Origin of the sequence: Paraburkholderia rhynchosiae, assembly GCF_002879865.1 — a bacterium.
GTDB classification, from domain to species: Bacteria; Pseudomonadota; Gammaproteobacteria; order Burkholderiales; family Burkholderiaceae; genus Paraburkholderia; species Paraburkholderia rhynchosiae.
Map to the genome: position 1 here is coordinate 104,622 of NZ_PNXY01000011.1, position 23,503 is coordinate 128,124.

General features: G+C 62.6%; 22 protein-coding genes and 1 pseudogene. 4 read left to right on the forward strand and 19 right to left on the reverse strand.

Translation table 11 applies throughout. The features are described 5' to 3' along the window. Positions 1-123 precede the first annotated feature (123 nt). The 7 genes from C0Z16_RS17200 to C0Z16_RS17230 form a co-directional block, all read right to left on the reverse strand. Positions 124-909 carry an aspartate/glutamate racemase family protein gene (locus C0Z16_RS17200; protein WP_102633323.1) on the reverse strand — a complete coding sequence of 262 codons (786 nt, stop codon included), beginning with the start codon at positions 907-909 and terminating at the stop codon, positions 124-126. Positions 910-1,027: 118 nt separating this feature from the next. Further along, positions 1,028-2,509 (reverse strand): NCS1 family nucleobase:cation symporter-1, encoded by a 1,482-nt coding sequence (locus C0Z16_RS17205; RefSeq protein WP_102633324.1) that lies wholly within the window; start codon positions 2,507-2,509, stop codon positions 1,028-1,030. Between the two features lie 370 nt (positions 2,510-2,879). Next, positions 2,880-3,632: a GntR family transcriptional regulator gene (locus tag C0Z16_RS17210; RefSeq protein WP_102633325.1), complete on the reverse strand. Its 753-nt coding sequence runs from the start codon at positions 3,630-3,632 to the stop codon at positions 2,880-2,882. 311 nt (positions 3,633-3,943) lie between these two features. After that, entirely contained in the window at positions 3,944-4,870 is a 927-nt protein-coding gene (gene ldcA / locus C0Z16_RS17215; RefSeq protein ID WP_102633326.1) for a muramoyltetrapeptide carboxypeptidase, read from the reverse strand. A gap of 114 nt (positions 4,871-4,984) precedes the next feature. Then, positions 4,985-5,599 carry a tRNA adenosine(34) deaminase TadA gene (gene tadA, locus C0Z16_RS17220; protein ID WP_102633327.1) on the reverse strand — a complete coding sequence of 205 codons (615 nt, stop codon included), beginning with the start codon at positions 5,597-5,599 and terminating at the stop codon, positions 4,985-4,987. 269 nt (positions 5,600-5,868) lie between these two features. Further along, positions 5,869-6,300 (reverse strand): DnaJ family domain-containing protein, encoded by a 432-nt coding sequence (locus tag C0Z16_RS17225; protein ID WP_102633328.1) that lies wholly within the window; start codon positions 6,298-6,300, stop codon positions 5,869-5,871. 296 nt (positions 6,301-6,596) lie between these two features. Beyond that, positions 6,597-7,202: a 2'-5' RNA ligase family protein gene (locus C0Z16_RS17230; RefSeq protein ID WP_102633329.1), complete on the reverse strand. Its 606-nt coding sequence runs from the start codon at positions 7,200-7,202 to the stop codon at positions 6,597-6,599. A gap of 432 nt (positions 7,203-7,634) precedes the next feature. Here C0Z16_RS17230 and chrA point away from each other — a divergent pair, with 432 nt between their 5' ends. Next, positions 7,635-8,963: a chromate efflux transporter gene (chrA, locus tag C0Z16_RS17235; protein ID WP_102633330.1), complete on the forward strand. Its 1,329-nt coding sequence runs from the start codon at positions 7,635-7,637 to the stop codon at positions 8,961-8,963. 37 nt (positions 8,964-9,000) lie between these two features. Here chrA and C0Z16_RS17240 read toward each other — a convergent pair whose 3' ends face one another. The 3 genes from C0Z16_RS17240 to C0Z16_RS17250 form a co-directional block, all read right to left on the reverse strand. Then, on the reverse strand, positions 9,001-9,861 hold the full coding sequence (locus C0Z16_RS17240; protein ID WP_102633331.1) for a class I SAM-dependent methyltransferase: 861 nt from the start codon (positions 9,859-9,861) through the stop codon (positions 9,001-9,003). Between the two features lie 342 nt (positions 9,862-10,203). Further along, positions 10,204-10,731 (reverse strand): GNAT family N-acetyltransferase, encoded by a 528-nt coding sequence (locus C0Z16_RS17245; protein ID WP_102633332.1) that lies wholly within the window; start codon positions 10,729-10,731, stop codon positions 10,204-10,206. Between the two features lie 113 nt (positions 10,732-10,844). Continuing rightward, positions 10,845-12,413 (reverse strand): methyl-accepting chemotaxis protein, encoded by a 1,569-nt coding sequence (locus C0Z16_RS17250; RefSeq protein ID WP_102633333.1) that lies wholly within the window; start codon positions 12,411-12,413, stop codon positions 10,845-10,847. A gap of 415 nt (positions 12,414-12,828) precedes the next feature. Here C0Z16_RS17250 and C0Z16_RS17260 point away from each other — a divergent pair, with 415 nt between their 5' ends. After that, positions 12,829-13,563 (forward strand): ABC transporter substrate-binding protein, encoded by a 735-nt coding sequence (locus C0Z16_RS17260; protein WP_102633335.1) that lies wholly within the window; start codon positions 12,829-12,831, stop codon positions 13,561-13,563. A 97-nt stretch (positions 13,564-13,660) separates the two neighbouring features. Further along, the gene (locus tag C0Z16_RS17265) at positions 13,661-14,503 is read left to right on the forward strand and encodes a DMT family transporter (protein WP_102633336.1); all 843 of its coding nucleotides are present in this window, start codon (positions 13,661-13,663) and stop codon (positions 14,501-14,503) included. 137 nt (positions 14,504-14,640) lie between these two features. On the opposite strand, the gene C0Z16_RS17270 is transcribed toward C0Z16_RS17265, so the two are convergent. From C0Z16_RS17270 to C0Z16_RS37775, 9 genes and pseudogenes are all read right to left on the reverse strand, one after another. Next, positions 14,641-15,255 carry a hypothetical protein gene (locus C0Z16_RS17270; protein WP_102633337.1) on the reverse strand — a complete coding sequence of 205 codons (615 nt, stop codon included), beginning with the start codon at positions 15,253-15,255 and terminating at the stop codon, positions 14,641-14,643. A gap of 83 nt (positions 15,256-15,338) precedes the next feature. Beyond that, the gene (locus C0Z16_RS17275; RefSeq protein ID WP_102633338.1) at positions 15,339-16,130 is read right to left on the reverse strand and encodes a molybdopterin-dependent oxidoreductase; all 792 of its coding nucleotides are present in this window, start codon (positions 16,128-16,130) and stop codon (positions 15,339-15,341) included. 2 nt (positions 16,131-16,132) lie between these two features. Beyond that, the gene (locus C0Z16_RS17280; protein WP_102633339.1) at positions 16,133-16,726 is read right to left on the reverse strand and encodes a cytochrome b/b6 domain-containing protein; all 594 of its coding nucleotides are present in this window, start codon (positions 16,724-16,726) and stop codon (positions 16,133-16,135) included. A gap of 147 nt (positions 16,727-16,873) precedes the next feature. Next, complete coding sequence (locus tag C0Z16_RS17285; protein ID WP_167403533.1) at positions 16,874-17,554, reverse strand: multicopper oxidase domain-containing protein; 681 nt, start codon at positions 17,552-17,554, stop codon at positions 16,874-16,876. Further along, positions 17,555-18,049, reverse strand: a pseudogene (locus C0Z16_RS17290) (TolC family protein); the annotation flags it as partial. It lies immediately after the preceding gene. A gap of 29 nt (positions 18,050-18,078) precedes the next feature. Then, positions 18,079-18,237: a hypothetical protein gene (locus C0Z16_RS37770; protein ID WP_158244495.1), complete on the reverse strand. Its 159-nt coding sequence runs from the start codon at positions 18,235-18,237 to the stop codon at positions 18,079-18,081. Positions 18,238-18,446: 209 nt separating this feature from the next. Beyond that, complete coding sequence (locus C0Z16_RS17300) at positions 18,447-18,827, reverse strand: alpha/beta hydrolase family protein (RefSeq protein ID WP_146014319.1); 381 nt, start codon at positions 18,825-18,827, stop codon at positions 18,447-18,449. Positions 18,828-18,918: 91 nt separating this feature from the next. Next, entirely contained in the window at positions 18,919-21,048 is a 2,130-nt protein-coding gene (locus tag C0Z16_RS17305; protein WP_102633342.1) for a protein-L-isoaspartate(D-aspartate) O-methyltransferase, read from the reverse strand. Positions 21,049-21,542: 494 nt separating this feature from the next. Then, positions 21,543-21,719 (reverse strand): hypothetical protein, encoded by a 177-nt coding sequence (locus tag C0Z16_RS37775; RefSeq protein ID WP_158244496.1) that lies wholly within the window; start codon positions 21,717-21,719, stop codon positions 21,543-21,545. Between the two features lie 333 nt (positions 21,720-22,052). Between C0Z16_RS37775 and C0Z16_RS17315 the strand changes: the two genes are divergently transcribed. Then, on the forward strand, positions 22,053-23,483 hold the full coding sequence (locus C0Z16_RS17315; protein ID WP_167403534.1) for a homospermidine synthase: 1,431 nt from the start codon (positions 22,053-22,055) through the stop codon (positions 23,481-23,483). Positions 23,484-23,503 lie beyond the last annotated feature (20 nt).

Sequence of the window (23,503 nt, forward strand, 5' to 3'; positions counted from 1 at the left end):
AAACACATCGGGCAGCCCGCGCCGAGTTGGACCAGTGTAGCGAAAACGCCCGGGTGCGCCCATACACCCGGGCAGATAGTGCGTGTCAGACTGAATGTATGTGCGGCTCGGATTCGCTGGTGTTTACCCGCAGCGAATCGGCGAGGCGCGCGGCGGCGCCGGGTTCGGATCAGTGGCAGGCGGACTGAACGATTCAAGGGCGCCGTCGTAGTGCTTGGGAAGCGGCCGCGCATAGTCACCGCGCTTGGCTGTCGAGAGACGCAGCGAGATCAGCGCCTCGGTCCACTTAACGGCCGCCGTTACGCCTTCGATCACCGGCGCGCCGAGCGCGTCCTCGATCTCCGCGCACAGCTCGGCCATGCCGGCGCAGCCGAGCACGATCGCGTCGGAACCGTCTTCGGCAAGCGCGCGGCGGCATTCATCGAGGATGATGCGACGCGCCGCCGAGCCGGGCTTGTCGAGATCGAGCACAGCGACGTCGGTCGCGCGAACGTTACGGCAAAAACGCCGCATGCCGTAGCGCTCGGCGAGGTGCCACGCCATCCCACAAGTGCGCGCGAGCGTCGTGACCACCGAGAAACCGGGCGCCAGCACGCTCGCCGCGTGCATCGCCGCCTCCGCGATGCCGACCACCGGCCCGCGCGCGAGTTCACGTGCCGCGTACAGACCGGGGTCGCCGAAACAGGCGATCACGTAGCCGTCGCAGCCCTCGCGCTCGCCGGCCATCACTTCGGCGAGCAAGCCCGGCGTCGCGAGCGCTTCGTCGTAATAGCCTTCTATGGATGGCGGCCCCATCGTCGGACTGACCGCGATCACCTCCGTGCCCGGCGCGGCCACTTCGCGCGCGCAGCGGCCCATTGCATCGGTCATGCGTTGGGTCGTGTTCGGATTGATAAGTTTGATGCGCATATCGACTCCAATGTTGGCCAGAGTTCGCGCTTTAGCCGTCGACCCGAGTTCGCGCTTTAGCGCGTTACTCAGGTCCCATGCAAAAGCACTTACTCCGGCCTCTTGCAAAGCACTTACTTTAGCGCGCGAGCATGCGATAAAACAGCGCCCCAAGGCCCGCGCCAATAAACCACGAGAAATTCGCCATGCCGTCGAGCGAAGGCACCATCACGCACAGCACGGCGATGACAGCGGCCGGCAACAGCGCGGCAACCGCCCGATAGTTGACGCCGTTGCGATACCAGTACGAACCCGTGGGCGCGACGCTATACAAATCGTCGAGCACGATCTTCTGGCGCTTCACGAGGTAGTAATCGACGATCAGAACTCCGTACAAAGGCCCGATGAAGCTGCCGAGCACGTCCAGCGTGTAATGGATCACGGCCGGGTTGTTGAAGAGATTCCACGGCGTGATGAAAATCGACGCGACCGCCGCGAGCATGCCGCCCGCGCGCCAGCTAATGAGCCGCGGCGCGACGTTGGAGAAGTCGAAGGCCGGCGACACGAAGTTCGCCACAATGTTGATGCCGATGGTCGCAATCGTGAAGGTCAGCGCACCGAGAATCACCGCGGTCGGATAGTCGATGCGGCCCACGGTTTCGACAGGGTCCGTGATCAGTTCGCCGAATACCGGCAGCGTGGCTGCGGTCGTGATCACCGTCACCAGCGAGAAAGCGAGGAAGTTGACCGGCAGTCCCCAGAAGTTGCCGCTCTGCACGCTCCGAAAGCTCTTGCCGTAGCGGGAGAAGTCGCCGAAATTCAGCATCGGTCCCGAGAAGTACGACACCACCAGCGAGGTCGCGGTGATCATCACCGGCAAGACCTGCATGCCGTGATACTTGACGCCACCCAGGTTAATGCCGATGTTGCGCCACCCCGCGCGATACACCATGTAGCCCGCGAGAATGAACATCACCACATAAACCGCAGGACCCGCGAAGTCGATGAACTTCTTGATCGTCTCCATGCCGTGCCAGAACACCAGTGCCTGCAACACCCACAGCAGCATGAAACCGGACCAGCCGAGCGTCGACAGCCCCATGAAGCCGTGGTGATGAACGTCCGCATACGGCAGCAACTGCGGGACGAACTTCAGCACGACGATCACCAGCGCGCTCGAAGCAAGGTACGTCTGAATGCCGTACCACGCGACCGCAATCAGCCCGCGAATCACCGCCGGAATGTTGGCGCCGAGCACGCCGAAGGTCGCACGGCACGCCACCGGGTACGGCACGCCGTTCGCCTGACTCGGCTTCGCAATCATGTTGCACAGCACGTTGACGATCGCGATGCCGACCAGCAGCGCGATCAGCACTTGCCAGCTCGTCAGCCCGAGCGCGAACAGACTGCCCGCGAACACATAACCGCCGACGCTGTGCACGTCCGACATCCAGAACGCGAAGATGTTGTAGGCGCCCCAGGTCTGGTGACGCAACGGCGCGAGGTCCTCGTTGTATAACCGCTCGCTATAGCCGGCCGGCAGCGATGGATCGCCGGACGCGCCGCCGTCTGCGTAAGGGGGGATTGCGGAACTGCCGGGCGCTGCACTGAACTGAGCCATGATTCCTCCTTGGGATGGGACCGTCGATTGCGAATCGAAGGGCATTGCATTGGCCATGCCAGTTGCGGCTCAGTGGCGCCCTCTCGCGCCTCTTACCCTCTCGCCCCTCTGCACGTTCGGGCGAAAGAGGCTCGTGCCGCCGCTATGGCCATGCCGCGGTTGTCTCCGTACTGAAGTACTTGTGGTTGTCGCATTGCAGGCCTTCCGCGGATGCCGGCAATGCGTTACTGCTTTAGAGGTCCATCGCAAAGCGACGGACGTGCGTGCCCAAGCTGGCAGCGCCCGCGCAGGGCCGCCTTGCAACGCTCGATTAATCCGGTTCAGTTCAGTGCGGCGCGCACCAGCAACGGGCGCACGCCGGCCGCTTGCCTCAGCTTGGCGCGGACTTGTCTTTGGATGACTCTTTGGATAACTCTTTCTCGGCGCCGTTAAGCGCGCCGAATACTTCATGCAGATCGGCTGCGCCACGCGCGGGCCGCTCCAGCATCTTCAACTCGACGCTTTGCAGATGGCGCGACATCAACGCCGCCGCCTCTTTTGCATCGCCGGCGTCGAGCGCGGCGAGAATCGCTTCGTGGTCCTCGAACGAACAGGGGCTGCGTCCGAGTGACTCGTACAGCGCCGAAATCAGCGTGGAGCGCGCCACCAGTCCGTTCAGACAGTCGCACAGCACCGTGTTGCCCGTAAGCTGCGCCAGTTCCGTGTGGAACTCGCCGGACAGACGAATCCACGACGAAAAGTCGCGCGTCTCAAACGCTTTGCGCTCACGGCCGATCATGCTGCCGATGCTTTTCAGGCGCCGCATGCCGTGTCCGCCGCAAATCTTTTCGACCACGGCCAGTTCGATGATGCGGCGCATTTCGAACACCTCATGCACTTCCTGGAGCGAAGGACTCGCGACAAACGCGCCGCGGTTCGGCTCGAGATCGACGAGATGGTCGGTCGCCAGTTGCGCCAACGCTTGCCGGATCGGACCACGCTTCACGCCGAACACTTCGCATAACTGCGCTTCGGTCAGCTTGGCGCCCGGCGCCAGCCGATGCTCGAGGATCGCGGCGCGGATGCGCTCGGCGATCGCTTCGGGCTTCGAACTATTTGCGGTTGTGGATTCGGCGTCGGACATGGTGTGTCTCTGGGTATGTTGGCCATAATAGGATGGACATAAAGATTGTCAACAATTTTTATAATTGTTATCGACAATCCTGGCGGGAGTATTTAGCGGCGGATGCCGCATGTGGGCCAGAAGCCTTGTGCAGCCGAGGGCAGAGCCTGACCAGATACGGCGGTCACCATTTGTGACGGACCGTTTTTGTCGACAAAACGGGCAAGCTCGCGCCGCGCCTACGACTTGCCTGCGCGTCGCAAATGCTGACCGTTAGTTGCCTAAACGCACCGATAAAAAGCGGGCAAACGCCCGCTTGCCTGCCCGATCATTCAGCGCAAGCACGGATAGTTCGATAACGTCAGCTTGAACCCGTTGGCGTCGGAGACGAGGTGCGCGTCCGCGCCGACCGGCAGCGTCACCATGTCCGGCACGTGGCCAAACTGCAAGCCGGTGACGATCGGAATGCCGATCACGGACCTGACATGCTCGACCATCGCGTGCAGGTCGTAGCCATTGTCGTAGTCGTAGGGCTTGGCCCCGGAAAAGTCGCCGAGCACGAGCGCCTGTTGCTGCGCGAGAATGCCCGACAAATGCAGTTGATACAGCATTCGCTCGATGCGAAACGGCTGCTCATTGACGTCCTCGACGAATAGGATGCCCCCCTCCACGGGCGGCATATAGGGCGTGCCGATCAGCGACGTGAGCACCGCCAGATTGCCGCCCCACAACATGCCGGAGACGTCCACCGCATGCGCTTGCGGCACTTTTCGCGCGATCGTCATGGTCGGCTTCGTCAGCGCCGACCAGAAATGCTGCATCGTGAATTCGCTGACATGTTCGGCGCCGAAGTCGCTCATCAACATTGGGCCGCCGAACGTTTTAAGGTCCGCGCGCGCGAGCAGCGCAAGCTGGATCGCCGTGAAATCGCTGTGGCCGACCAGCGCCACCGGTTGGCCCGTCAGCCGACGTTGCAGCCCGTCGTAATCCAGCCCGTGAAGAATGCGTACAGCGCCGTACCCGCCGCGCACGGTCAGCACAATGTCCGGCAAGGGACGCGACGCATCCGCGAGCCGGTTCAGGTCCGCCGCGCGCTCGCCGTCGGTGCCGCCGAAGCGCTGATAACGGCGCTGCGTCGCCTCCACCCCTTCCACGCGATGTCCTTGCGCGCGCAGGCGCTGCAACGCGCGATGCAGCACCTCGGTGTCATTCGGATAACCGGACGGCGCAATCAGATCGAAAGTACGGTGGGTCGTCATGGGGCAAAACCTGCTTGGTATTGTTTGGAGGTTTGGAGCGGTTTCGGGGAGCGGTTTCGGGGAGCGGTTTCGGGGAGCGGTTTCGGGGAGCGGTTTCTGCGAAGGCTGTAGTTTTCAGACCGGCTCGGCCGGGTCTGTTTCGCCGCCGACGGCCACGCGAGCCGCTGCTCGCGCCTCGCGGCTCGCGCGCCGCCGCTCGGCAAAAAAAGACTTCAGTGCGGCGCCGCATTCGCTTTCAAGCACGCCGCCGGTTACGACCGTGTGATGATTCAACTGCGGGTTCGCGAAAGCGTCGACGACGCTGCCGCAAGCGCCCGTTTTCGGATCGCGTGCGCCGAACACGACCCGGGCGATGCGCGCGTGCATGATCGCGCCAGCGCACATCAGACACGGTTCGAGCGTCACATACAGTTCGCAGCCGGGCAGGCGGTAATTCCGGGCGATATTCGCAGCGGCGCGCAACGCGACCATTTCCGCGTGGGCCGAAGGATCGTGTGCGCCGATCGGGTGGTTGAAACCTTTCGCGATCACTTCGTCGCCGCGCACGAGCACCGCGCCCACGGGCACTTCGCCGGCTGCGCGCGCTTCTTCGGCGGCGACCTGCGCAAGCGCCATGAACCGGCGGTCGCGCTCAGAGACGGCCGATTCAGAGATGGCTGGCTCAGAGATGGCTGGCTCAGAGATGGCTGGCTCAGACGCGGCTGACTCCAGGACGGCTGGCTCAGACATGGTTGGCTCTGACATTGCTGGGCCCAACTGGGCCGGAACGGACAAGGCGGGCTCTGCTGACACAGCCGGCTCTGACACAGCGGAATGCCGGAGCCGCTCTCCGGGCGCCGAGGCGCAATCCCGCGCGGCGGAGGCAGCGCCCGGATCGCCTACCGCTGAACCGCCGACGATAGCGCCAGCACAACTCGTTGTGGTAACAGGCTGGTCCAAGGCTTTTCCGGCCTCGATCGGGTCCGCGTCACGCGCGCCGCTGCGGATGACAGGCTCGCTCACCACGTTCCTGCGCCGGAAGTATCCACGCTGAAGCTTTCCCCGCCGGACGCATTCTCGTTACCGGCACGCTCCGACAGCCGCTCGGCAATCCGACGGCAATACTCGCGCGGCAGCATCAAAGGGCCCCCGCGCAGCGATTCAAGCGCCATATCGAGCGCCAGCATACGAGCCTGGAGACGGCAACGGGCGGCGCTATCGCTCACGGCATTCAACTCGGCTTGCAGGTCGCGCAACGCGCGTAGCTGCTCGACAGCGGGCGGCACGAAGCCCGCATTTTTCAGGATCCGGTTGGCGACGCGCACTTCTTCCGGGACTAGTGCATCGTCGTCCAGGCTGAGCGGCGCACCCGCGCCCGGCAAATCGTCGAACTCACCGCGCGCGGCTGCGGCGGCAATACGCTGTTCGACTAACGCATCAAGCAATCTCATCTGCAATCCACTACGTTGCGGCCCAAGCATTCTATCAGGGTGCGCACGCGGGCTCGCCGTCCGTCTATCGCCCGATCTGCCCCGTCCGTTCTCTCACCGGCTTTGCGGATTTCGCGTGTCGGGGGACGCAAAGGCGTCCCCATGTCCGCATTACTTTCCGCCTGCGGCGTTTTATGCGATGGTGCCGGAGCAAGCGGCGGCTTCGCCGGCTGTTGCGCGGCCGGCATGCGGCTCCGGGCGCCTACGCGCGCTGGGCCTTGCGGCTTCACGGCATGTGAACCGGCGCACTCATGCCGCTAGAGCCCGACACCTTCTAGCGGCCAGCGCGCCAGCACAATGTGCCGGGTACGCCCCAGCAAACTGTGTATTAACGCAAAGCCGCGCACGTTCCAGCAGATCGGCTCGACCGGGCGCGCGGCAGCCCAAGGCAAGCCATAAGCCAACGTGACATGCGGCTCGTAAGCCATTGCTGCCGAAGCCGCACGCGTTTCAAGACCACAGTCCTTCAACGCGTGTCCCAGCGCGTCGTGAAGCGCATGCAGACCGACGACGCCTTCGCTCCCCGTCAACACCGATGGCCCCGGCCGTGGTTTCGAAGCAAAGCTGACCACCGTATCGAATTCCACGGTAAATGGTGCCATGCAGATCGCCCCGGCCGCTCGCATCGCCGCGTCGACGCAAGCCGGCGGCAGCCCGCCCGCAAAAATACCGAGGTGGTGCAGCGTGACGTGCAAACGACTCGCCGAGAGCGGCTTGCTGCGGGCACGTGTCTCCCCACAAAGCCGTTGCGCGAGGTTCGAAATGTTCGTCGCCGTATTGGCGTCCGGAAAGACGGCGAAAAACAGACCGTCTGTTGGCGTGGGCGGCGCCTCGAGCCCGGGTAGCCACAGTTGTTCAGGCATCTTGCTCCTGCGTGCTTAAAGCCGGCATCTACACGAACGCTCCTTCAGGTTGAACTGGCGGGCGGCCAAGGGCCCTCCCCGAACCACTCCGCCGCCCCCACCAGAAACGCTTTCGCTCGCGTCCCACCTATGTACAGTACTGTACATTCATACAGTATCAGCAGCAACGTGGAATTGCATGAAAAGGTGCAAATATTGGCGGACGCAACAATTTCAGCTGAAACCGCGGCTTTTAGACTGCCAGACTGCCTGGCGGCGCCGCCGTGCGTCACAATCCAGCAACGCGCTGCTGAACAAGCAACCAGCTGAAGCGCAACAGCGCCGATCCTCAGAGGCAAGCCGTTCCCCGCCGCGCGCGCCGTGCCGTGCCGTGCCGTGCCGCGCCGCGCAACGCGCAACACGCAACGCCTGAAAACGAACAGGAATATTTCAATGAAAGACGACGTTGCGCGCATCTCGCTGTCGACCGCGTTCTGGTACTGGCTGCGGCTGGGGTTTATCAGCTTCGGCGGTCCTGCAGGGCAGATCGCGCTCATGCATCAGGACCTCGTCGAGAGAAAGCGCTGGATTTCGGAAAAGCGCTTTCTGCATGCGTTGAACTATTGCATGGTTCTGCCGGGACCCGAGGCGCAGCAACTGGCTACGTACATCGGCTGGCTCATGCATCGCACGTGGGGTGGCGTGATCGCGGGTGGGTTGTTTGTGCTGCCTTCGCTGTTTATTCTGATTGGCCTCTCGTGGATCTACCTCGTGTTCGGCAGCGTCCCCGCCGTGGCCGGTGCGCTGTATGGAATCAAGCCGGCGGTCACCGCGATCGTCGTGTTCGCGGCGTATCGCATCGGCTCGCGGGCGCTCAAGAACGGGTGGCTGTGGTCTATCGCCGCGGCGGCGCTCATTGCAATCTTCGCCATCAATGTGCCGTTCCCGTTGATCGTTCTCGTCGCGGGACTCATCGGTCATGTTGGCGGGAAATATGCGCCGGGTGTCTTCGTGATCGGCGGGAAGCACAATGCGGCGGCAGCGCTTCACGGCCCCGCGCTCATCGACGACGACACACCCACCCCTCGTCATGCGCTCTTTACCTGGAAGCGTTTCCTGATCGTCCTCGCGACCTTCGTGGCCGTATGGTTGGCGCTCATCGGCACCCTGACCGCCGTTTATGGATGGAACGGCGCGCTCACGCAAATGGCCTGGTTTTTCACGAAGGCGGCGCTGCTGACGTTCGGCGGTGCTTACGCCGTATTGCCTTACGTCTACCAGGGCGCGGTGGAACATCAGCACTGGCTGACAGGGCTTCAGATGATCGACGGCCTCGCTCTCGGTGAAACCACACCGGGCCCGCTCATCATGGTGGTGGCCTTCGTCGGCTTTGTCGGCGGATGGACCAAGGCGATTTTCGGTCCGGATGCGCTACTGCTGTCCGCGGTTGCCGCATCGACGGTCGTGACGTTCTTCACTTTCCTGCCGTCGTTCATGTTCATTTTGCTGGGCGGGCCGTTCATCGAGACCACGCATGGCAATCTGAAATTCACCGCACCGCTGACCGCGATTACCGCCGCAGTGGTGGGCGTCATCGTGAATCTCGCGGTCTTTTTCGCGTTGCACGTTCTCTGGCCGCACGGCCGGCATGCGAGCTTCGACTGGCCGTCACTCGTTATCGGGATCGCGGCCGCAATTGCATTGTTTCGCTTCAAGGTCGGCGTGATACCGGTCGTGCTCGTCTGCGGCGCGGCCGGCCTTGCGATTCGCCTGCTTATCTGATTAGCGCCTTGCGACGCGCGCCGCCGTCCAGGACAGCTTAGGTATTGGCGACCAGTAATTCTTCGGCGTTATTCGGTGGACACAAGCCATCGGTCCTGTCCGGGAAGTAGCGACGCGTGAGATCGGCCGCCGAAACATGCCGGGCTTCCGTGAAGCCGGCGTCGCGGGCAAGCGCCAGTATCTCCGGCGGCGTGAAGAAGCTGAGGAAAGGCGTACCGCTCGCACGCGCGCCCTTCTCCGCCATCTCTAGTCCGGGACGCACCTCCGGGTCCGCCATGTCAAGCGGCAGCAGGAAGGTCATGGCAAGCGTCGATCCTCGCGCGAATGCCGCGACCTGGCGCAGAGTGGCCGCGTTGGCATCGCGGGTGAGATACATGCTGACCCCCGTCGAGACCACGATTGCCGGCTTGCTGTCGTCGAAACCCTCCGCCACGAGGCGGTCCTGCCATGCTTCGCCCGCCTCGAAATCGGCCGGCACGAAGTGCAGCCATTGCGGAATGCCGAAGCCCAGTTCTATCAGCCGCTGACGCTTCCATGCCTGCGGACCTGGCTGGTCGATCTCGAAAACGGTGAGACGGGATGCAATCTCCGGCCTGCGCTGCGCGAAGCTGTCGAGGCCCGCGCCAAGAATCACATATTGAGTGATCCCCCAGCCGGTCTGTTCGACGACCAGGTCCTCGATGAAGCGCGCGCGAGCCACGATCGACGCGCGAAACGGACGCGTGAACTGCGGGTCCATGTCGCCGCGCTCGCGCCAATCGTCGCCGGGGGCCAACAGCTTGAGACCGATTGCGTCTTCAAGAACATGCGGCGGGGCGTCTGTCTCCAGATGCAGCGCGCGCCATAAAGCGACGCGCGCTGCAGTGCTGTCGGGTGCCAGGTGTCGCTTATCGTTCATGACTGTCGATCCTCCTTGTTCGTCCTGGCGCGAGGCCGGCCTCTGAACACGGCGTCACGAGACACAGGAAACAGTTGTTCGTTCGCTGCGTTCGCACATTGAAACGTAGCAACGAAAAGAATATTACCGGCTCAAACCCGGCAACGGGCCGGCTCGTGCGAGATCGGCTATAAGCCGCTGAACCCGGCGGCGTGCTCCATGCGATCATCCTATGAGCCAAACCAGTAACGGAGATCGCGATGGGGGAGGATGGTGGTGATAAGGCGCGCAAAGGTGGGCGAAAGGACTAGCGCGGGCTTCCCCATCCTGCAGACCCAGTCCTGCCGACATCGAACAAGTCGATCAAAGTTGCTTGCAGTAGAACGTCGTCGCGCAAAATTCGCCGTCGGGCATCAGTGCGTAGTTCGGCACCGTGCCCACGCGCTCCCAGCCGGCACGCGCATAAAGCCGCTCGGCGTCGCCGCCTGTCACGGTATCGAGCACGAGAACAGACTTCTTTTCTTCCCGCGCGACGCGTTCGACTTCAGCCATCAACCGTTGCGCGACGCCACATCGCCGCGCCCTTCGGTGCACGAGCATCTTTGCGACGTCAGCGCGATGCGGCTGGTTTTCCGGCAGAGCCGTGATCAGTTGCACTGTACCGACGATCTGGCCATTTTCATGTTCCGCGATCAGCAGCACGCGCTCGCCGCGCGCGACATCGGCGGCGACCCTGATCCAGAACTGCACTGCCGTTTGCCGCGAGATCGGCAGCATGAAACTTACCGATGCCCCGCCCTCCACGCAGTCGATCAGTACGTCGGCCAGTCCGTCCACGCAATCTGCCGCTTCATTCGCGTCGACTCGGCGAACGGTGATGTTGTCGATCATCGGATGCTCCATTCAGTCAAAGAAAGCCGGCTAATGCGGCTGGCATGAGACGCGGGCTTGTCTGAAAACCGCACGACGCGATGATCGCATGAAGCGCCCTACCGATGTCTACCCTACGCAAGCGCGACGTCTTCCTTCAAACGAAACACCGCCACCGCGTCGTTCAATTCCCGGCTCTGCTCTTCGAGCGACACCGCCGCTGCCGACGCCTCTTCGACCAGCGCCGAATTGTGCTGCGTCATTTCCTCCATCTGCGTCACGCTCGTATTGACGAGTTCGATGCCGGCGGTCTGTTCGCTCGAAGCGAGGCTGATCTCGGTCATGATGGCGGTCACGCGCCGCACGGCCTGCACCACTTCATCCATGGTGGCCCCGGCGCGAGCGACGAGCGTGCTGCCGTCCTTGACCTTGATGGTCGAGTCGCCGATCACCTCGTTGATCTCTCGCGCGGCCGCCGCCGAGCGCTGCGCGAGGTTGCGCACCTCGGCGGCGACCACCGCGAAGCCGCGCCCCTGTTCGCCCGCACGGGCCGCTTCGACAGCCGCGTTCAACGCCAGAATGTTGGTCTGAAACGCGATGCCTTCGATCACCCCCACGATGCCGACGATCCGGTTCGAGCTTCCCGAGATGGCATCCATCGTGGCGACCACCTGATTCACCACCTGGCCACCGCGCGACGCGATGTCCGAGGCGCCCGTGGCAAGTTCGACCGCACTGCGTGCATTGTCGGCGTTCTGACGAACGGTGGCGGTCAACTGCTCCATGCTCGCCGCAGCCTGCTGAAGCGACGCGGCATGTTGCTCGGTGCGCGCCGACAGGTCCAGACTGCCGCCCGCGATGGCCCGCGCGTCGTGCACGATCGCCTCGGTGCTCGCCCGCACTTTCTGAACCGTCTGCACGAGGCTGTTCTGCATGCCTTTGAGCGCGTCGAGCAGATAGCCCATTTCGTTGTTGCGCTGTACGGCAATCGCGCCGGTCAGATCGCCGTCGGCAATGCGGCCGAAGTGATCGACTGCCATGTTGATCGGCTGCACGATTGCGCGCGCGAGGATGCGCTGCGCCAGCACGCCGATAAAGAGCGCGACCCCACCGGTTATCCCGAGCGCCCACAGCATGATGTGAAGGCGTGCCTCGGCGTGACCGAAGCGCGCTCTCTCACGTTCGACCTGATAGTTTTCGAGCGCCGTGAGGGCCGCCTGATAGTCGGCGAACAGCGCGGCCGGTGCCTCACGCTGCGTCGCGAGGAAGTCGACGAGGTTGTCGTCGTCGAGCTGTTTCAGCGCGCGCTCGAACACCTGATTGAGGAGTTGCTGACGCTTCGCGTTCATCGCGTCGACGAGCGGTTGTTCGATGCTATCCGGCACATGCAGTGCGCGGTAAGCGTCGAGTTCGCGATTGCTCGCGTCGAGCAGGACATGCAGTTGCGCGATGGCAGCCTTGGCCGGCTGACCCGCGCTGATGATCTGCTCCGTTTCCCCGAGCCCGCCACGCAGTTGCAGCAGACGCTCGGAACTCGTCTTCAGATGCAGCAGCGAAGCGGTGTCGTCCTGATACATGTCGCGCAATGCGGTGCTGCTGTCGTAAAGGCCGGCAATGCCGGCCACGATGACCAGCATCAGCAACAGCGTGTAACCTGCAATCGTCGCGGCCAATCCACCGCGAATGGTGATGTGTCTGCGCATAGGCATGAGACAGGATCGGACAGCGGTCACACGCTGCCTGACCCGATCCGTTCCTCCGGATAGCAAAGATCGAGCTGTGAAAGGGATGAGCGATCGGAAACCGACCCACAGCTTTACGGCAGGAACGCCGCCGGAGATTTGTGGCAATGCGACGTTGATATAGCGGATTGCGACACGCGGGAACAGATTGGCCGTGTGCATCCGGCACGCTCGATCTGCTCCCTGGTGATAAGCTCGAAGTCCCCGACACGCTGTCCCCCAGAAGCAAGGTGCTGGTGCGTATCGTGCGTGCTGACGCAAGCGTGCACGCCATCGGCGCGACGCCGGCCAGATTCATTTGCGACGCAGATCGTTGAACGATTCTTGAACCTTAACCCGATACCGCCGCGGAACGCGCGGCCTGCACGAGAACACCATGAACATCGATCAATCCGTTCTCTCCGCGTTCACGCCGACAGGCAAGCTGCGCGCGTCGATCAATCTTGGCAATCCGATTCTCGCCAACAACGATCCAAAAACCGGCGAGCCGTTCGGCGTCTCCGTCGATCTCGCGAGAGCGTTCGCGACGAAGCTGGGTGTCGAACTGGAACTCGTGGTGTTCGACGCAGCCGGCAAATCCGTGCAGGCGGTCAGCGAGGAACGCGCCGATTTCGGCTTCTTTGCCGTTGATCCCTTGCGTGGCGAGACCATCGCGTTCACCGCACCGTATGTGTCGATCGAAGGTTTTTATCTGGTGCGTGAGAACTCGCCCGTCAGAACGAACCAGGACGTCGATCAGCCGCATAACCGCGTCGCTGTCGGCAAAGGCAGCGCCTATGATCTTTTTCTCACGCGCGAACTGAAGGCCGCGCAGATCGTTCGCGCGCCAACGTCGCCGACGGTTGTGCAGACCTTCATCGAACAGGGTCTTGAAGTCGCGGCCGGCGTGAAGCAGCAACTCGAAGCCGACGCGCGAACGACTTCCGGCCTGCGGCTGCTCGACGAGCGCTTCATGGTGATTCAACAGGCAATGGGCACGCCGAAAAGCCGCGGCGAAGCGGCGGCGTCCGCGCTGCACCGCTTCGTCGAAGAGATGAAGGCGTCAGGTTTCGTGGCGGAGTCGCTGGCGCGGCATGGGATCGCGGGAGCGTCGGTCGCGCCCGCTGCCTGATACGCATAGTGTCGATGCGAAGGCCAGTGCGGTATGGAATACTGTGAGCCTTCGCTAACGCTCCATTGCCTCGCACGCTCTCCGGCCTGAATCGCGCATGCTCAGTTATACCGGCGGTCTCGTCCTCTTCGCTGCCGTGCTCCATGCAAGCTGGAACGCGATGCTGCACGGCAACCGCGACCGGTTCCTCTCCATGACGTGGATGAGCATCGCCATCGCGGCGGTCTGCACGCCGATCGCTCTATTCACGCCGTGGCCGGCCGCCGCCGCGTGGCCGTATATCGCCGCATCGGGGCTCGTGCATATCGGCTACAACGCGAGCCTCGTGCGCGCGTATCGCCGCGGCGACCTGGCGCAAGCCTATCCGATTGCGCGCGGCTCATCGCCGCTGCTCGTCACGCTCGGCGCGGCGCTCTTCGCGCATGAGGCGATCAGCCCGTTGCACGCGCTCGGAATCGCGATGATATCGGGAGGCATCATCGCGCTTGCGTTGCAAGCCAGTCACGTGTCGCGCGCGGGCGTGCTGGCCGCGCTGACGACCGGCGCGACCATTGCGCTGTATACCGTGATCGACGGCATCGGCGTGCGTTTGTCAGGCGGCGAGGCGCTCGCCTACACCGCGTGGATGTTCCTGTTCTATTGGCTAATGCCGTTACTGTTCGTCGCAATGCGCGGGCTGCCCGCGCTATGGACACCGATACGGGCGACGCCCATGGCAGTCGGCTCATCGCTCGCCGGCGGCCTCGTGTCGATTGCGGCGTATGGCATCGTGATCTGGGCGATGCAGTCGGGCGCGATGGGCACCGTCTCCGCATTGCGCGAAACCAGCGTGGTGTTCGCGGTGCTGATTGGGCGCGTGTTTCTCGGCGAAGCGGTCAGCGGCAAGCGCTGGCTCGCGTGCGTGGTCGTCGCGGCCGGAGCCGTTTGTCTGGGGCTTTAAGCCGGGAATCGCTGAGCGCGCGGTGTTGCGCTTTCCCGGGCGCTTCCCCGCGCGCTTCCTCGTGCCGCTCATTGGAGGGCCGTACACATTGGCTGGAATACACGCTTACCGGCCGACCCTCCTGCGCGTCAATGCACTTACATCGGTGGAGCGACGCCATCTTTTTCGACGACCACACGCTGAGCGACAAACGCACCCTGCGCTGCCGCCGTTGCCACCACGAACACTTTCTTGCCTGGCGTCAGGTCGGTGCGTGCAGCCGGCGCAAACGTCACGATGGGTACGTTGGGCGGCACCGTCACGTCATTGCTGCCACCTTTGTACGACAGTTTCAGGTTCCTGCCGCTGGTCGCCTGAACAACCGTATCGACGTTCGCATTCGTCATCGTGCTGTTCGGGCCGAGATCCCAACTGTAATGACCTTCGCCCGTGCCGCGCGCGGATTCCGGGAAGACGACCACTTCCGTCGCCGTCAGTTTGCCGTCGGTGCCGGTCGTTGCGGCCGTGCCGACGAACGAGCCCGGCTTGATATCCGAAAGCTGCATCGACTTGACCGCCGACACGGCAACAGTCGGCTTGAGTTCGACCGATACCGTATCGCCGCTACGGCGATGCACCTTCAGCACGTCGCCGTCGAGCGCGACGATCTCGCCGCGAATGCGCGACGGTTTGGCGGCGGGCGTCTGAGCGAGCGCGACACCGGCAAAGGCCAGCGCCGAAAGCGTGACGCCAAGTTTCAGGCGGATAGACATGAATGCTCCATATGGGCTGTTGAAGGGGACTGCTCAAAGCACGGCTGAGAGGACTACTGAGCCGGAAGTGGACTGCTTGAACATCAGGAACCGCCGAACCAGTTGTAGCCCTGGTTCTCCCAGTAACCACCGGGATATTCGTTCGTCACGCTGATCGCGACGATATGCTTTGGATTTTTGTAGCCGAGCTTGGTCGGCATGCGCAGCTTCATCGGGAAACCGTATTTCGGCGGCAGCGTCTGCCCGTCATAGCCGAGTGTGAGTTGCGTCTGCGGATGCAACGCCGTCGGCATGTCGATACTCGTCCAGTAGTTGTCCGCGCAATGCAGCGACACGTATTTCGCCGTGATGTCGGCGCCCGCGCGTTTGAGGAATTCCGCAAAGCGCACGCCGTCCCACCGGCCGATCGCACTCCATCCTTCGATGCAGATATGACGCGTGATCTGGCTGTGCTGCGGTAACGCGCGCAGTTCGCCGAGCGTCCACACGCGCTTGCCGTTCGCGAGGCCGCTTACCTGGAGCCGGTAGGTAGCCACGTCGACTTCGGGCACCTCGTCGATATCGTAGAACGCGTTGAACGGAAATGGCCGCGTGATTATCGACTCGGGATAGGTCGGCGCCAGCATGTTCGGATTGAACAGGAGCGCTTGCACGTCGTCGTTGAAGGACGACATTTTGCGCAGCATGCTGTTCACCGATTTGTCGTTGGACAGGTCGCAGCCTGACAGCATCGCGATGCCGCCGAGCGTGAGAATCCGCTTGCCCAACAAGCGGCGCGCGGGATTTTTCAGTTCGTTGCGCGCATCCGTGATAATGGATTCGGCGCGACACGATGCAAACGTATTGGGTTTTTCCGGCCTGTTTCGAAAGCTCATGATCAGCGTCCCCGAATCATCACAATGAGCGAGCGCGGCACCAGCGCGACCATCGCGACGTGCACAACAAAGAACGCGACCAGCACGCCCATGGCGACGAAATGCACGACTCGCGCATTGTCGTATCCGCCCATTAGCGTGCGCAGCAAGGGGAATTGCACCGGCTTCCATATCGTGAGCCCCGACACGATGACGAGCGCAATATCGGCAATAACGACAAGGTAGGCCAACTTCTGCACCGCGTTGTACCGCGTGAGGTCGTCATGCCCGAGCTTGCCGCGCAGCGCGGCGGCGAGATCCGTCGCAAGCGACCTGAAACTCACGGGCAACAATTTTGTGCGCAGACGTCCGGAAGCAATATTGAGCCCGACGTACAGGAGAAAGTTCGCGACCAGCATCCACATCACCGCGAAATGCCATTGCAACGCGCCACCGAGCCAGCCGCCCAATGTGATGGCGGAAGGAAACCGCAAGCCCGGAAAGACCGGCGATGCGTCGTAGATCTGCCAGCCGCTCGTCACCATCAGAACGACAGCGAGTGCGTTGACCCAGTGTGCGATGCGGACCCATGCGGGTTGAATCGTGGTGTAACTCAAAGCGACCTCGTGGTTGGTAGCCGCAAGCGATCAGGCGGTGTTACTGGCGTAAACATCGCTGGCGCGCAGCTATTCCATTGCACGAGAAATTATTTTGTCGGTGCCTAAAATCTCGCCGGGCCGAAGCCCGGCTCTCTTCGAGCGGAATCAGCTCTCCGGCAGCTCACCCGTGTATTCGAAGGCCACCGTCCCTTTCGGATGTCTGAACCAGCCGGGGTCGCGGTAGTCGTTCCTGCCGAGCCCCTCTCGCACCTTCACGACGCTAAACATGCCGCCCATTTCGAGCGCGCCGAACGGCCCTGTGCCGGTCATCATCGGCAACGTGTTGTCGGGCAGCGGCATTTTGAACTCATAGACGAAGGTCTTGCCGGGCGGAATATGCGGTTGCGTGAGGCCGCCCACTCCGTCCATTCCGCACGGGACCCGCATCCCCTGCCAATGCACGGTCGTGTGTTCCGGCAGTTTGTTCGTGACGAAGATGCGGACCTTGTCGCCTTCGACGGCCTCGATGGTCGGGCCAGGCGCCTGACCGTTATATCCCCACAGATTCGCCTTCATGCCGGGCGCCACTTCGCGCACGACCGGCTCTGCCGTCAGGTGGAACTCCTTCCAGCCGTTCTTCATGCGCCATGGAAGCGTCCAGCCGTTCAGCGTGGCCACGGGTGTATACGGGCGGCCGTTGGGCGGCATGAGCGGGGGTTGGGTAGCGGTTTTCTGCATCGTGGGCGCTTCCGGCAGCGACGCCGCACCGGCCTTGCTGACCAATGCCGCGCCAAGCAGCGCAGCGCCCGAACCGCCGAGAAATGTTCGACGTGAGAGCATATTCATTTACCTTCTGAAATCGCGGACGCGCCGTTCGCGGGTACTGTTTGTTACTGTTTGTGATTGCGCTGTATGCGTCGAGGGATCGTGCGCGTCGTGTATGTCAGGTACGTCCGGAGCTTGCGACATGGCAAGCGGCGGAAAGCGGCCGCCAAGCGACTGCTGCAACTCCGTCTCTGCCAGCCAATAGTCTTTCAGTGCGTCGATATAGCCGTTGACGGCGACCGCCTGATCGCGCGAATCGGCTAGTAGCTCGAACACGCTGGCGAGCATGCCGTTGTAGCGCAGCAGCATTTCATCGGAGACGATCTTGCGTAAGGGCACGACCTCGTCGCGATAGTGCTTCGCAACGTCGTAGCTCGTCAGGTAGGCGGAATACGATTCGCGTACTTCGGAGCGCGCGTCGATTGCCGTCTGGGCGAGCCGGTTCGCCGACTGCATATAGATGGCCTCGGCGCGCGCAACCTGTGCGCTGCCCCAGTCGAACAGCGGAATCCTCATTTAGGCGGGCCGCCTGCCCAATCCCGGCTTTACGGGTCGGCCTCGGAGATGCCCAGTTCGCCGTATGAAGCCTGCAGTCCCCGGTTGTTCAGCAACGCAAGCTGGATGGCATGGTCCATGGCCAGCGGCTTGGAAAGCAGTTGCTGCGTACGCTTGGAGACAGCGTCGCGGTCCGCGTCGGTCTTCATTTTCGGCACGGTGTTCGTGGTGTTGACGGCAGTCTTCTTTCGAACGGGTGGCGTCCGTATGATGCGCGAGATGGCGCACGGAGAACACGAACATCATGGGAGCGGCCACGGTTCTCATGATCGCGGCTCGCACTCACGTGACCAGCGTTCGCGTCAGGAACATTGAACGGGTGCCTGAATTGCGCAGCGCCCGCGCAAAGAATCCGGCCCTACAGTAGCGCTTTCGCGTGCACATCGCGAAGGAAATGCAGTACATGTTCACGTCCTCCCCGCTGCCATACATCGACGTGGTTCGCTTGGTCGATCAGCATTAGTCTCGCCGGCGCGCGGATCGCCGCATACAGTGCGGCAAACAAGGCGGGCGGTATCACGTGATCCGCCAGGCCGCCGTATCCGAGAACCGGCACGCGCACGCGGCCGATCTTCGATACATTGTCGTAACGGTCGCGCATGAGCCAGCGAAACGCGAACAGCGGAAAGCGCGTTTTCGCGACGTCCATGCGCGAATGCTCGATGCACTGCACGTCATACGCGGGGCCATGCTGCCGCAGCAACGCTTCAAAGCGGATTTCGACGATGCGCCAGTTCATGCGCGGCGAGTGTCGACAGGTCGTCGAGTAGCGCATCATCGAAGCCCCACGGCTTTGCCCTGAAGCTCGCCAGCGAACGTGCCAGAAAACTTCATACGCCGAACGGATACAGATCCGGCTCGCGCTCGGTTGCGCGCGTGGCGAGCGGCTCGACCGCAGTTGTCGTGTCGAACCATACGTATCCATCGAATTGCTCGGGCAGCACGGCTTCCGCATAGTGACTATGCAACTCCGTCTCGGGCCGATAGATGACGCCGATAAAACGTTCGAGCCGCGCCTCATTCAAGCGCTCGCGAAGTAGCGCATCGGCACCGCGCGACAAATCGACGAAACAGCGCGCCTCGCCGGACGCATGAAACTGATACTCATAGCTGTCGTCACGCGAAGGCCGCACAACCTTGACTTCCATCGGGCCGTCCCAATCAGACGCCGCGGCGACCGCGCCTGCGTGGGTGCCGAAGCCGATCAATGCGGCGGTGTCGCAGAAACGTTCGCGGCAAAGTTGTCCAACGTTCAGCTCGTTGCGCACGCGGCCCATTTCCGTCGCGGCCGCGTTGCCGATGTGCGAGTTGTGCGCCCACACCACCGCGCGGCTGTCGGGTCCGCGCGAATCGAGCAGGCTCTCGAGCGTCTCGAACATGTGCGTGTCGCGCAGATTCCAGCTATCCGCCGAGCTTCGATACATGATTCGATAGTAGCGTTCGGCCGACGCCACGAGGCGCGCATTCTGCGCGGCATCGAACCATCGGTCGCTGTCGCCGTTCGATTGCTCGAGCCGCTTGCGCAAGAGGTCTTGCAACTGCTGGACCACCGCGTTCTCGCAAGTCGCGAAGCCCGCCGAGAAGGCCGCACGTCCGTACACTTGCGGGTCCTTCTGCCACGGTGTCAGACAGCCGTAGCGTTCACGCGCGACCTGCGCTGCTTCGGGATCTGTGCGGTCCAGATAGTCGAGCACGGCGGCAATTGACGCGGACAGGCTGTACATGTCGAGGCCGTAAAAGCCGCAGCGTCGTTCATCGGCTGCGCGTTCGTTATGCGCGCGCAACCAGCGGACGAATGCGGCGAACTCCTCGTTTCTCCACATCCATACGGGAAAGCGCTGGAACGGCGGCTCGTCGGTGCGCGGCTCACGCGAGCGCACATAGCCGTCAATGACAGCCGCATCGGGCCAGTCGGCTTCGACGGCGACAATATTGAAGCCATGCCGCTCGACGAGGCGCCGCGTGATCGCAGCGCGCCCCCGGTAGAACTCGGAGGTGCCGTGACTGCATTCGCCAAGCAGCACGACGCGCTTCGTACGCAGATGATCGAATGCATCGCCGAAGCTCGCGTCTTCGGGCTCGGGCAGCGGGCGCGCGGCAGCGGCGATCAGACCGGCGAGCGGCTGGGGTTGTCGTTGTTTACGCGGCTGCGCTTGCCGCTGTGACTGCCGCTGTGATTGCGGCTGTCTTTGGGTCGGAGATTGTTGCTGTGGTTGCCGCCGCGATTGCTTCAGAGGCATGCCGCCCGGCGGCTCGCGAAACTCCTTCGCGGGCGTTGTTTCATTGCCGTCCTCGGGCCAGCCCTGTTCGCCGATCAGCGGCACGAAATGCACGTCCCAGAGGTTCTCTTCGTCGAACTCCGTGTCACTGCGGCGCGTCACCTTGATGAGCTGCTGCGTCTCCATCGACGCGCCCACGGGCATCACCAGTCTGCCACCGATGGCCAATTGCTCGCGCCACGCCGGCGGCACATCGGGACCGCCCGCAGCCGCGATGATCGCATCGAACGGTGCGGAAGCCGGCCAGCCGCGCGTGCCGTCGGCATGATGCACATCCACGTTATAAAAGCCGTGCTCTTGCAGAGTATGCCGCGCGGAATCCGCGAGCGATTCATAACGCTCGATGCTGTCGACATGCGCGGCGAGACGCGACGCGACGGCCGCCGCATAGCCCGATCCGGTGCCGACGTCGAGCACGCGATCGTCAGGCGATAACTCCGCCGCTTCGAGCATGCGCGCAACGATCACCGGCTGCGAAATCGTCTGGCCGTCGGACAACGGCAACGGGGTGTCGCTGTAGGCGAACTCGGCCAATTGCGGCAGCACGAACAGATGCCGCGGAACCTCGCGCATTGCATCGAGCACGCGCGGATCGCGCACGCCGCGCGACGCGATCTGGCTATCCACCATCTGTTGCCGTGCTTCTTCGAATGCTTCGTCCTTCGTTGTGGATTCATCCATCGTCGACCTTCAATCAGGTATCGGACTGTTTGCAATACACCTCACGATGAGGCCATTACGCGGCACTCCCTCGCGCAGGAGCGGCACGCGGCAGCGCAATCCTTGCAGTGCTGCGCGTCGTGTTTTTCGCATTCCTGCGCGCACGCATCGCAGAGATCCGCGCACATACCGCAGATCATCCTTGCCCGCTTGCTGCCGCGCGCCATCGCGCCCGACGCGAAACGGCAGGCCGCTGCGCAATCGATATCGGTTTTGATGCACTCGGCCATTTCGGCAACGCGCTGTTCGGAAAGGCAAGAGGCGGCACAGTGATCGCACGCTGTCGCACATGCGTCGCATGCTGAAATACAGGACTGAAACGGTTCATGCGTCATTCGATCCTCCATTTGGTGAGTCGGGTTTTCGACAGCTCACGCAACATGTTGGAAACTAAAGTGTGCTCAATAGCGAGGGAGCAAAGCGTATTCCGCGTTCGTTTCCGTGTACCCGAACGTCTACGTTTGAGGCCGCCATTCGCTAGCTTCGACCATCGCGCGCTCGGCGCTCTCCGATGACAGTTTCATGTCGAAGCCGAGCTTCGCCGCTTCCTGCACCTGCAGCGCGAGATATTTGTAGGCATCCACGGAATACGGCGCACCATCGCTCACGCCGGGCCAGCGAAGATCGAGCAAAACTTTCCCGCACTTTCCTCCTCGTTCCCTAGCGGCTCATGTTTCGAAACGACACAACCGGTCCTCAATTCGACGACGCAATCCCGAAGGGGCACCGCTTCGTATTGCGGAAGACCGGCGAGAAAAGCGATCAGCGGATGGCGGCCGGACATATCGATTCCCTTGGGCAGTTAAATAGTTGATGAGTGTCGGCACGGGTCCAATTCAATGCATTCGGTTCGGTGCACTTCGTCAAGCCAATGCACGCAAACCGCATTCCTTTCCTCCAACTGCACGCACTGGCACGGTGGATGCTGGGCGTTCGATAAGAACGAGGTGAGCAAGGGGCGCAACATGCAAAAGTCCCAGGCCCGCGAGCAGAAACACGCGGCACTGAGCGGAAAGCTTGTGATCATCGGTTTTGGTTCGATTGCGAAAGCAGTATTGCCGCTCCTGCTGCGCCATATCGATGTGAGCACGGACCGCATTGTCGTCATATGCACGCATGCGGACGACACGACGCTGGCGAGGGAATGCGGGGTCGAATTGTGTGTCGATCCGCTGACCCGCGACAACTACGTCAGCATCCTCCAGCGTTTCGTGAGCCAGGACGACTTTGTTCTGAACCTGTCGGTCTCAGTCTCTAGCGAAGCATTGGTGCGTTTTTGCTGGGAGCGCGGCGCGTTGTATCTGGACACGTCGATCGAACCTTGGGGCGACAGCGTGACCGACGAAAACGCGCCGCTATCGCAGCGCTCCAATTATGCGTTGCGTGAGGCCGTGTTGTCGTTCCGGCTCGACAAGCGCAACGGTCCGACCGCGATCATGACGCAGGGCGCGAACCCCGGCCTTGCGTCGATGCTCGTCAAGGAAGCGCTCGTCAATATGGCTGCCGATGAAGGCATCGACCCTGGCCGTCTTGCATGTTTCGAGGACTGGGCCGCGCTCGCCATGCGGCTCCAGATATGCGCCATTCACATCGCGGAGCAGGACACGCAGATCGCGGAGCGGCGCAAGGCGCGCGATGAGTTCGTCAATACGTGGTCGGTGGACGCGTTCATCGAAGAGGGGCTGCAACCCGCGGAGCTCGGCTGGGGTAGCCACGAGAAGCACTGGCCGGCCGACGCAATGCGTCACGGTTTCGGTAGCGACGCCGCGATCTATTTGCGGCGCCCAGGGTTCGCCACGCGCGTACGTAGCTGGACGCCCCTGGGCGGACCGTTTCACGGCTTTCTGATTACCCATGGCGAGTCGATTTCCATCGCCGATCATCTGACGCTGCGCGAGAACGGCGTCGTCAAATACCGGCCTACGGTTCATTACGCTTATCGCCCGTGCGACGACGCGCTGCTATCCATCGACGAACTCGCGGGCCTCGGATGGATCGCCCAAGCCAACAGCCACATCTTGCGCGAAGACGTCACGCAGGGCATGGACGAACTCGGCGTGCTGCTGATGGGCAATCCGCGCGGTGTCTACTGGTTCGGCTCGCGCCTCACGACTGACGGCGCGCGCCGGCTTGCGCCTCAGAACACGGCGACGAGCCTGCAGGTGGTAGCCGGTGTGCTGGGTGGCATCGTGTGGGCATTATCGAATCCGCGGGCTGGCATAGTCGAGCCCGACGATCTCGACCATGAGGCCGTGATGCGGGTGGCGCGTCCCTATCTGGGGGAAGTTGTCGGCGTGTATGGAGACTGGACGCCGCTCAGCCATCGTCTCGCGCTTTATGAGGAGCCGAAGGATGAAAGCGATCCCTGGCAATTTGTCAATTTCCGGGTGTCCTGACTGCCGGGCGGCCGACACGG

What these genes read in the sequence shown, in the direction of transcription:
- C0Z16_RS17225 (WP_102633328.1), bottom strand. Translation starts at nt 6,300, where the DNA reads ATGAGATTGCTTGATGCGTTAGTCGAACAGCGTATTGCCGCCGCAGCC.
- ldcA (WP_102633326.1), bottom strand. Translation starts at nt 4,870, where the DNA reads ATGACGACCCACCGTACTTTCGATCTGATTGCGCCGTCCGGTTATCCG.
- C0Z16_RS17315 (WP_167403534.1), top strand. Translation starts at nt 22,053, where the DNA reads ATGCAAAAGTCCCAGGCCCGCGAGCAGAAACACGCGGCACTGAGCGGA.
- C0Z16_RS17285 (WP_167403533.1), bottom strand. Translation starts at nt 17,554, where the DNA reads ATGAATATGCTCTCACGTCGAACATTTCTCGGCGGTTCGGGCGCTGCG.
- tadA (WP_102633327.1), bottom strand. Translation starts at nt 5,599, where the DNA reads ATGTCTGAGCCAGCCGTCCTGGAGTCAGCCGCGTCTGAGCCAGCCATC.
- C0Z16_RS17275 (WP_102633338.1), bottom strand. Translation starts at nt 16,130, where the DNA reads ATGAGCTTTCGAAACAGGCCGGAAAAACCCAATACGTTTGCATCGTGT.
- C0Z16_RS37770 (WP_158244495.1), bottom strand. Translation starts at nt 18,237, where the DNA reads ATGAAGACCGACGCGGACCGCGACGCTGTCTCCAAGCGTACGCAGCAA.
- C0Z16_RS17260 (WP_102633335.1), top strand. Translation starts at nt 12,829, where the DNA reads ATGAACATCGATCAATCCGTTCTCTCCGCGTTCACGCCGACAGGCAAG.
- C0Z16_RS17250 (WP_102633333.1), bottom strand. Translation starts at nt 12,413, where the DNA reads ATGCGCAGACACATCACCATTCGCGGTGGATTGGCCGCGACGATTGCA.
- chrA (WP_102633330.1), top strand. Translation starts at nt 7,635, where the DNA reads ATGAAAGACGACGTTGCGCGCATCTCGCTGTCGACCGCGTTCTGGTAC.
- C0Z16_RS17200 (WP_102633323.1), bottom strand. Translation starts at nt 909, where the DNA reads ATGCGCATCAAACTTATCAATCCGAACACGACCCAACGCATGACCGAT.
- C0Z16_RS17240 (WP_102633331.1), bottom strand. Translation starts at nt 9,861, where the DNA reads ATGAACGATAAGCGACACCTGGCACCCGACAGCACTGCAGCGCGCGTC.
- C0Z16_RS17205 (WP_102633324.1), bottom strand. Translation starts at nt 2,509, where the DNA reads ATGGCTCAGTTCAGTGCAGCGCCCGGCAGTTCCGCAATCCCCCCTTAC.
- C0Z16_RS17265 (WP_102633336.1), top strand. Translation starts at nt 13,661, where the DNA reads ATGCTCAGTTATACCGGCGGTCTCGTCCTCTTCGCTGCCGTGCTCCAT.
- C0Z16_RS17245 (WP_102633332.1), bottom strand. Translation starts at nt 10,731, where the DNA reads ATGATCGACAACATCACCGTTCGCCGAGTCGACGCGAATGAAGCGGCA.
- C0Z16_RS17300 (WP_146014319.1), bottom strand. Translation starts at nt 18,827, where the DNA reads ATGAACTGGCGCATCGTCGAAATCCGCTTTGAAGCGTTGCTGCGGCAG.
- C0Z16_RS17210 (WP_102633325.1), bottom strand. Translation starts at nt 3,632, where the DNA reads ATGTCCGACGCCGAATCCACAACCGCAAATAGTTCGAAGCCCGAAGCG.
- C0Z16_RS17230 (WP_102633329.1), bottom strand. Translation starts at nt 7,202, where the DNA reads ATGCCTGAACAACTGTGGCTACCCGGGCTCGAGGCGCCGCCCACGCCA.
- C0Z16_RS17305 (WP_102633342.1), bottom strand. Translation starts at nt 21,048, where the DNA reads ATGGATGAATCCACAACGAAGGACGAAGCATTCGAAGAAGCACGGCAA.
- C0Z16_RS17270 (WP_102633337.1), bottom strand. Translation starts at nt 15,255, where the DNA reads ATGTCTATCCGCCTGAAACTTGGCGTCACGCTTTCGGCGCTGGCCTTT.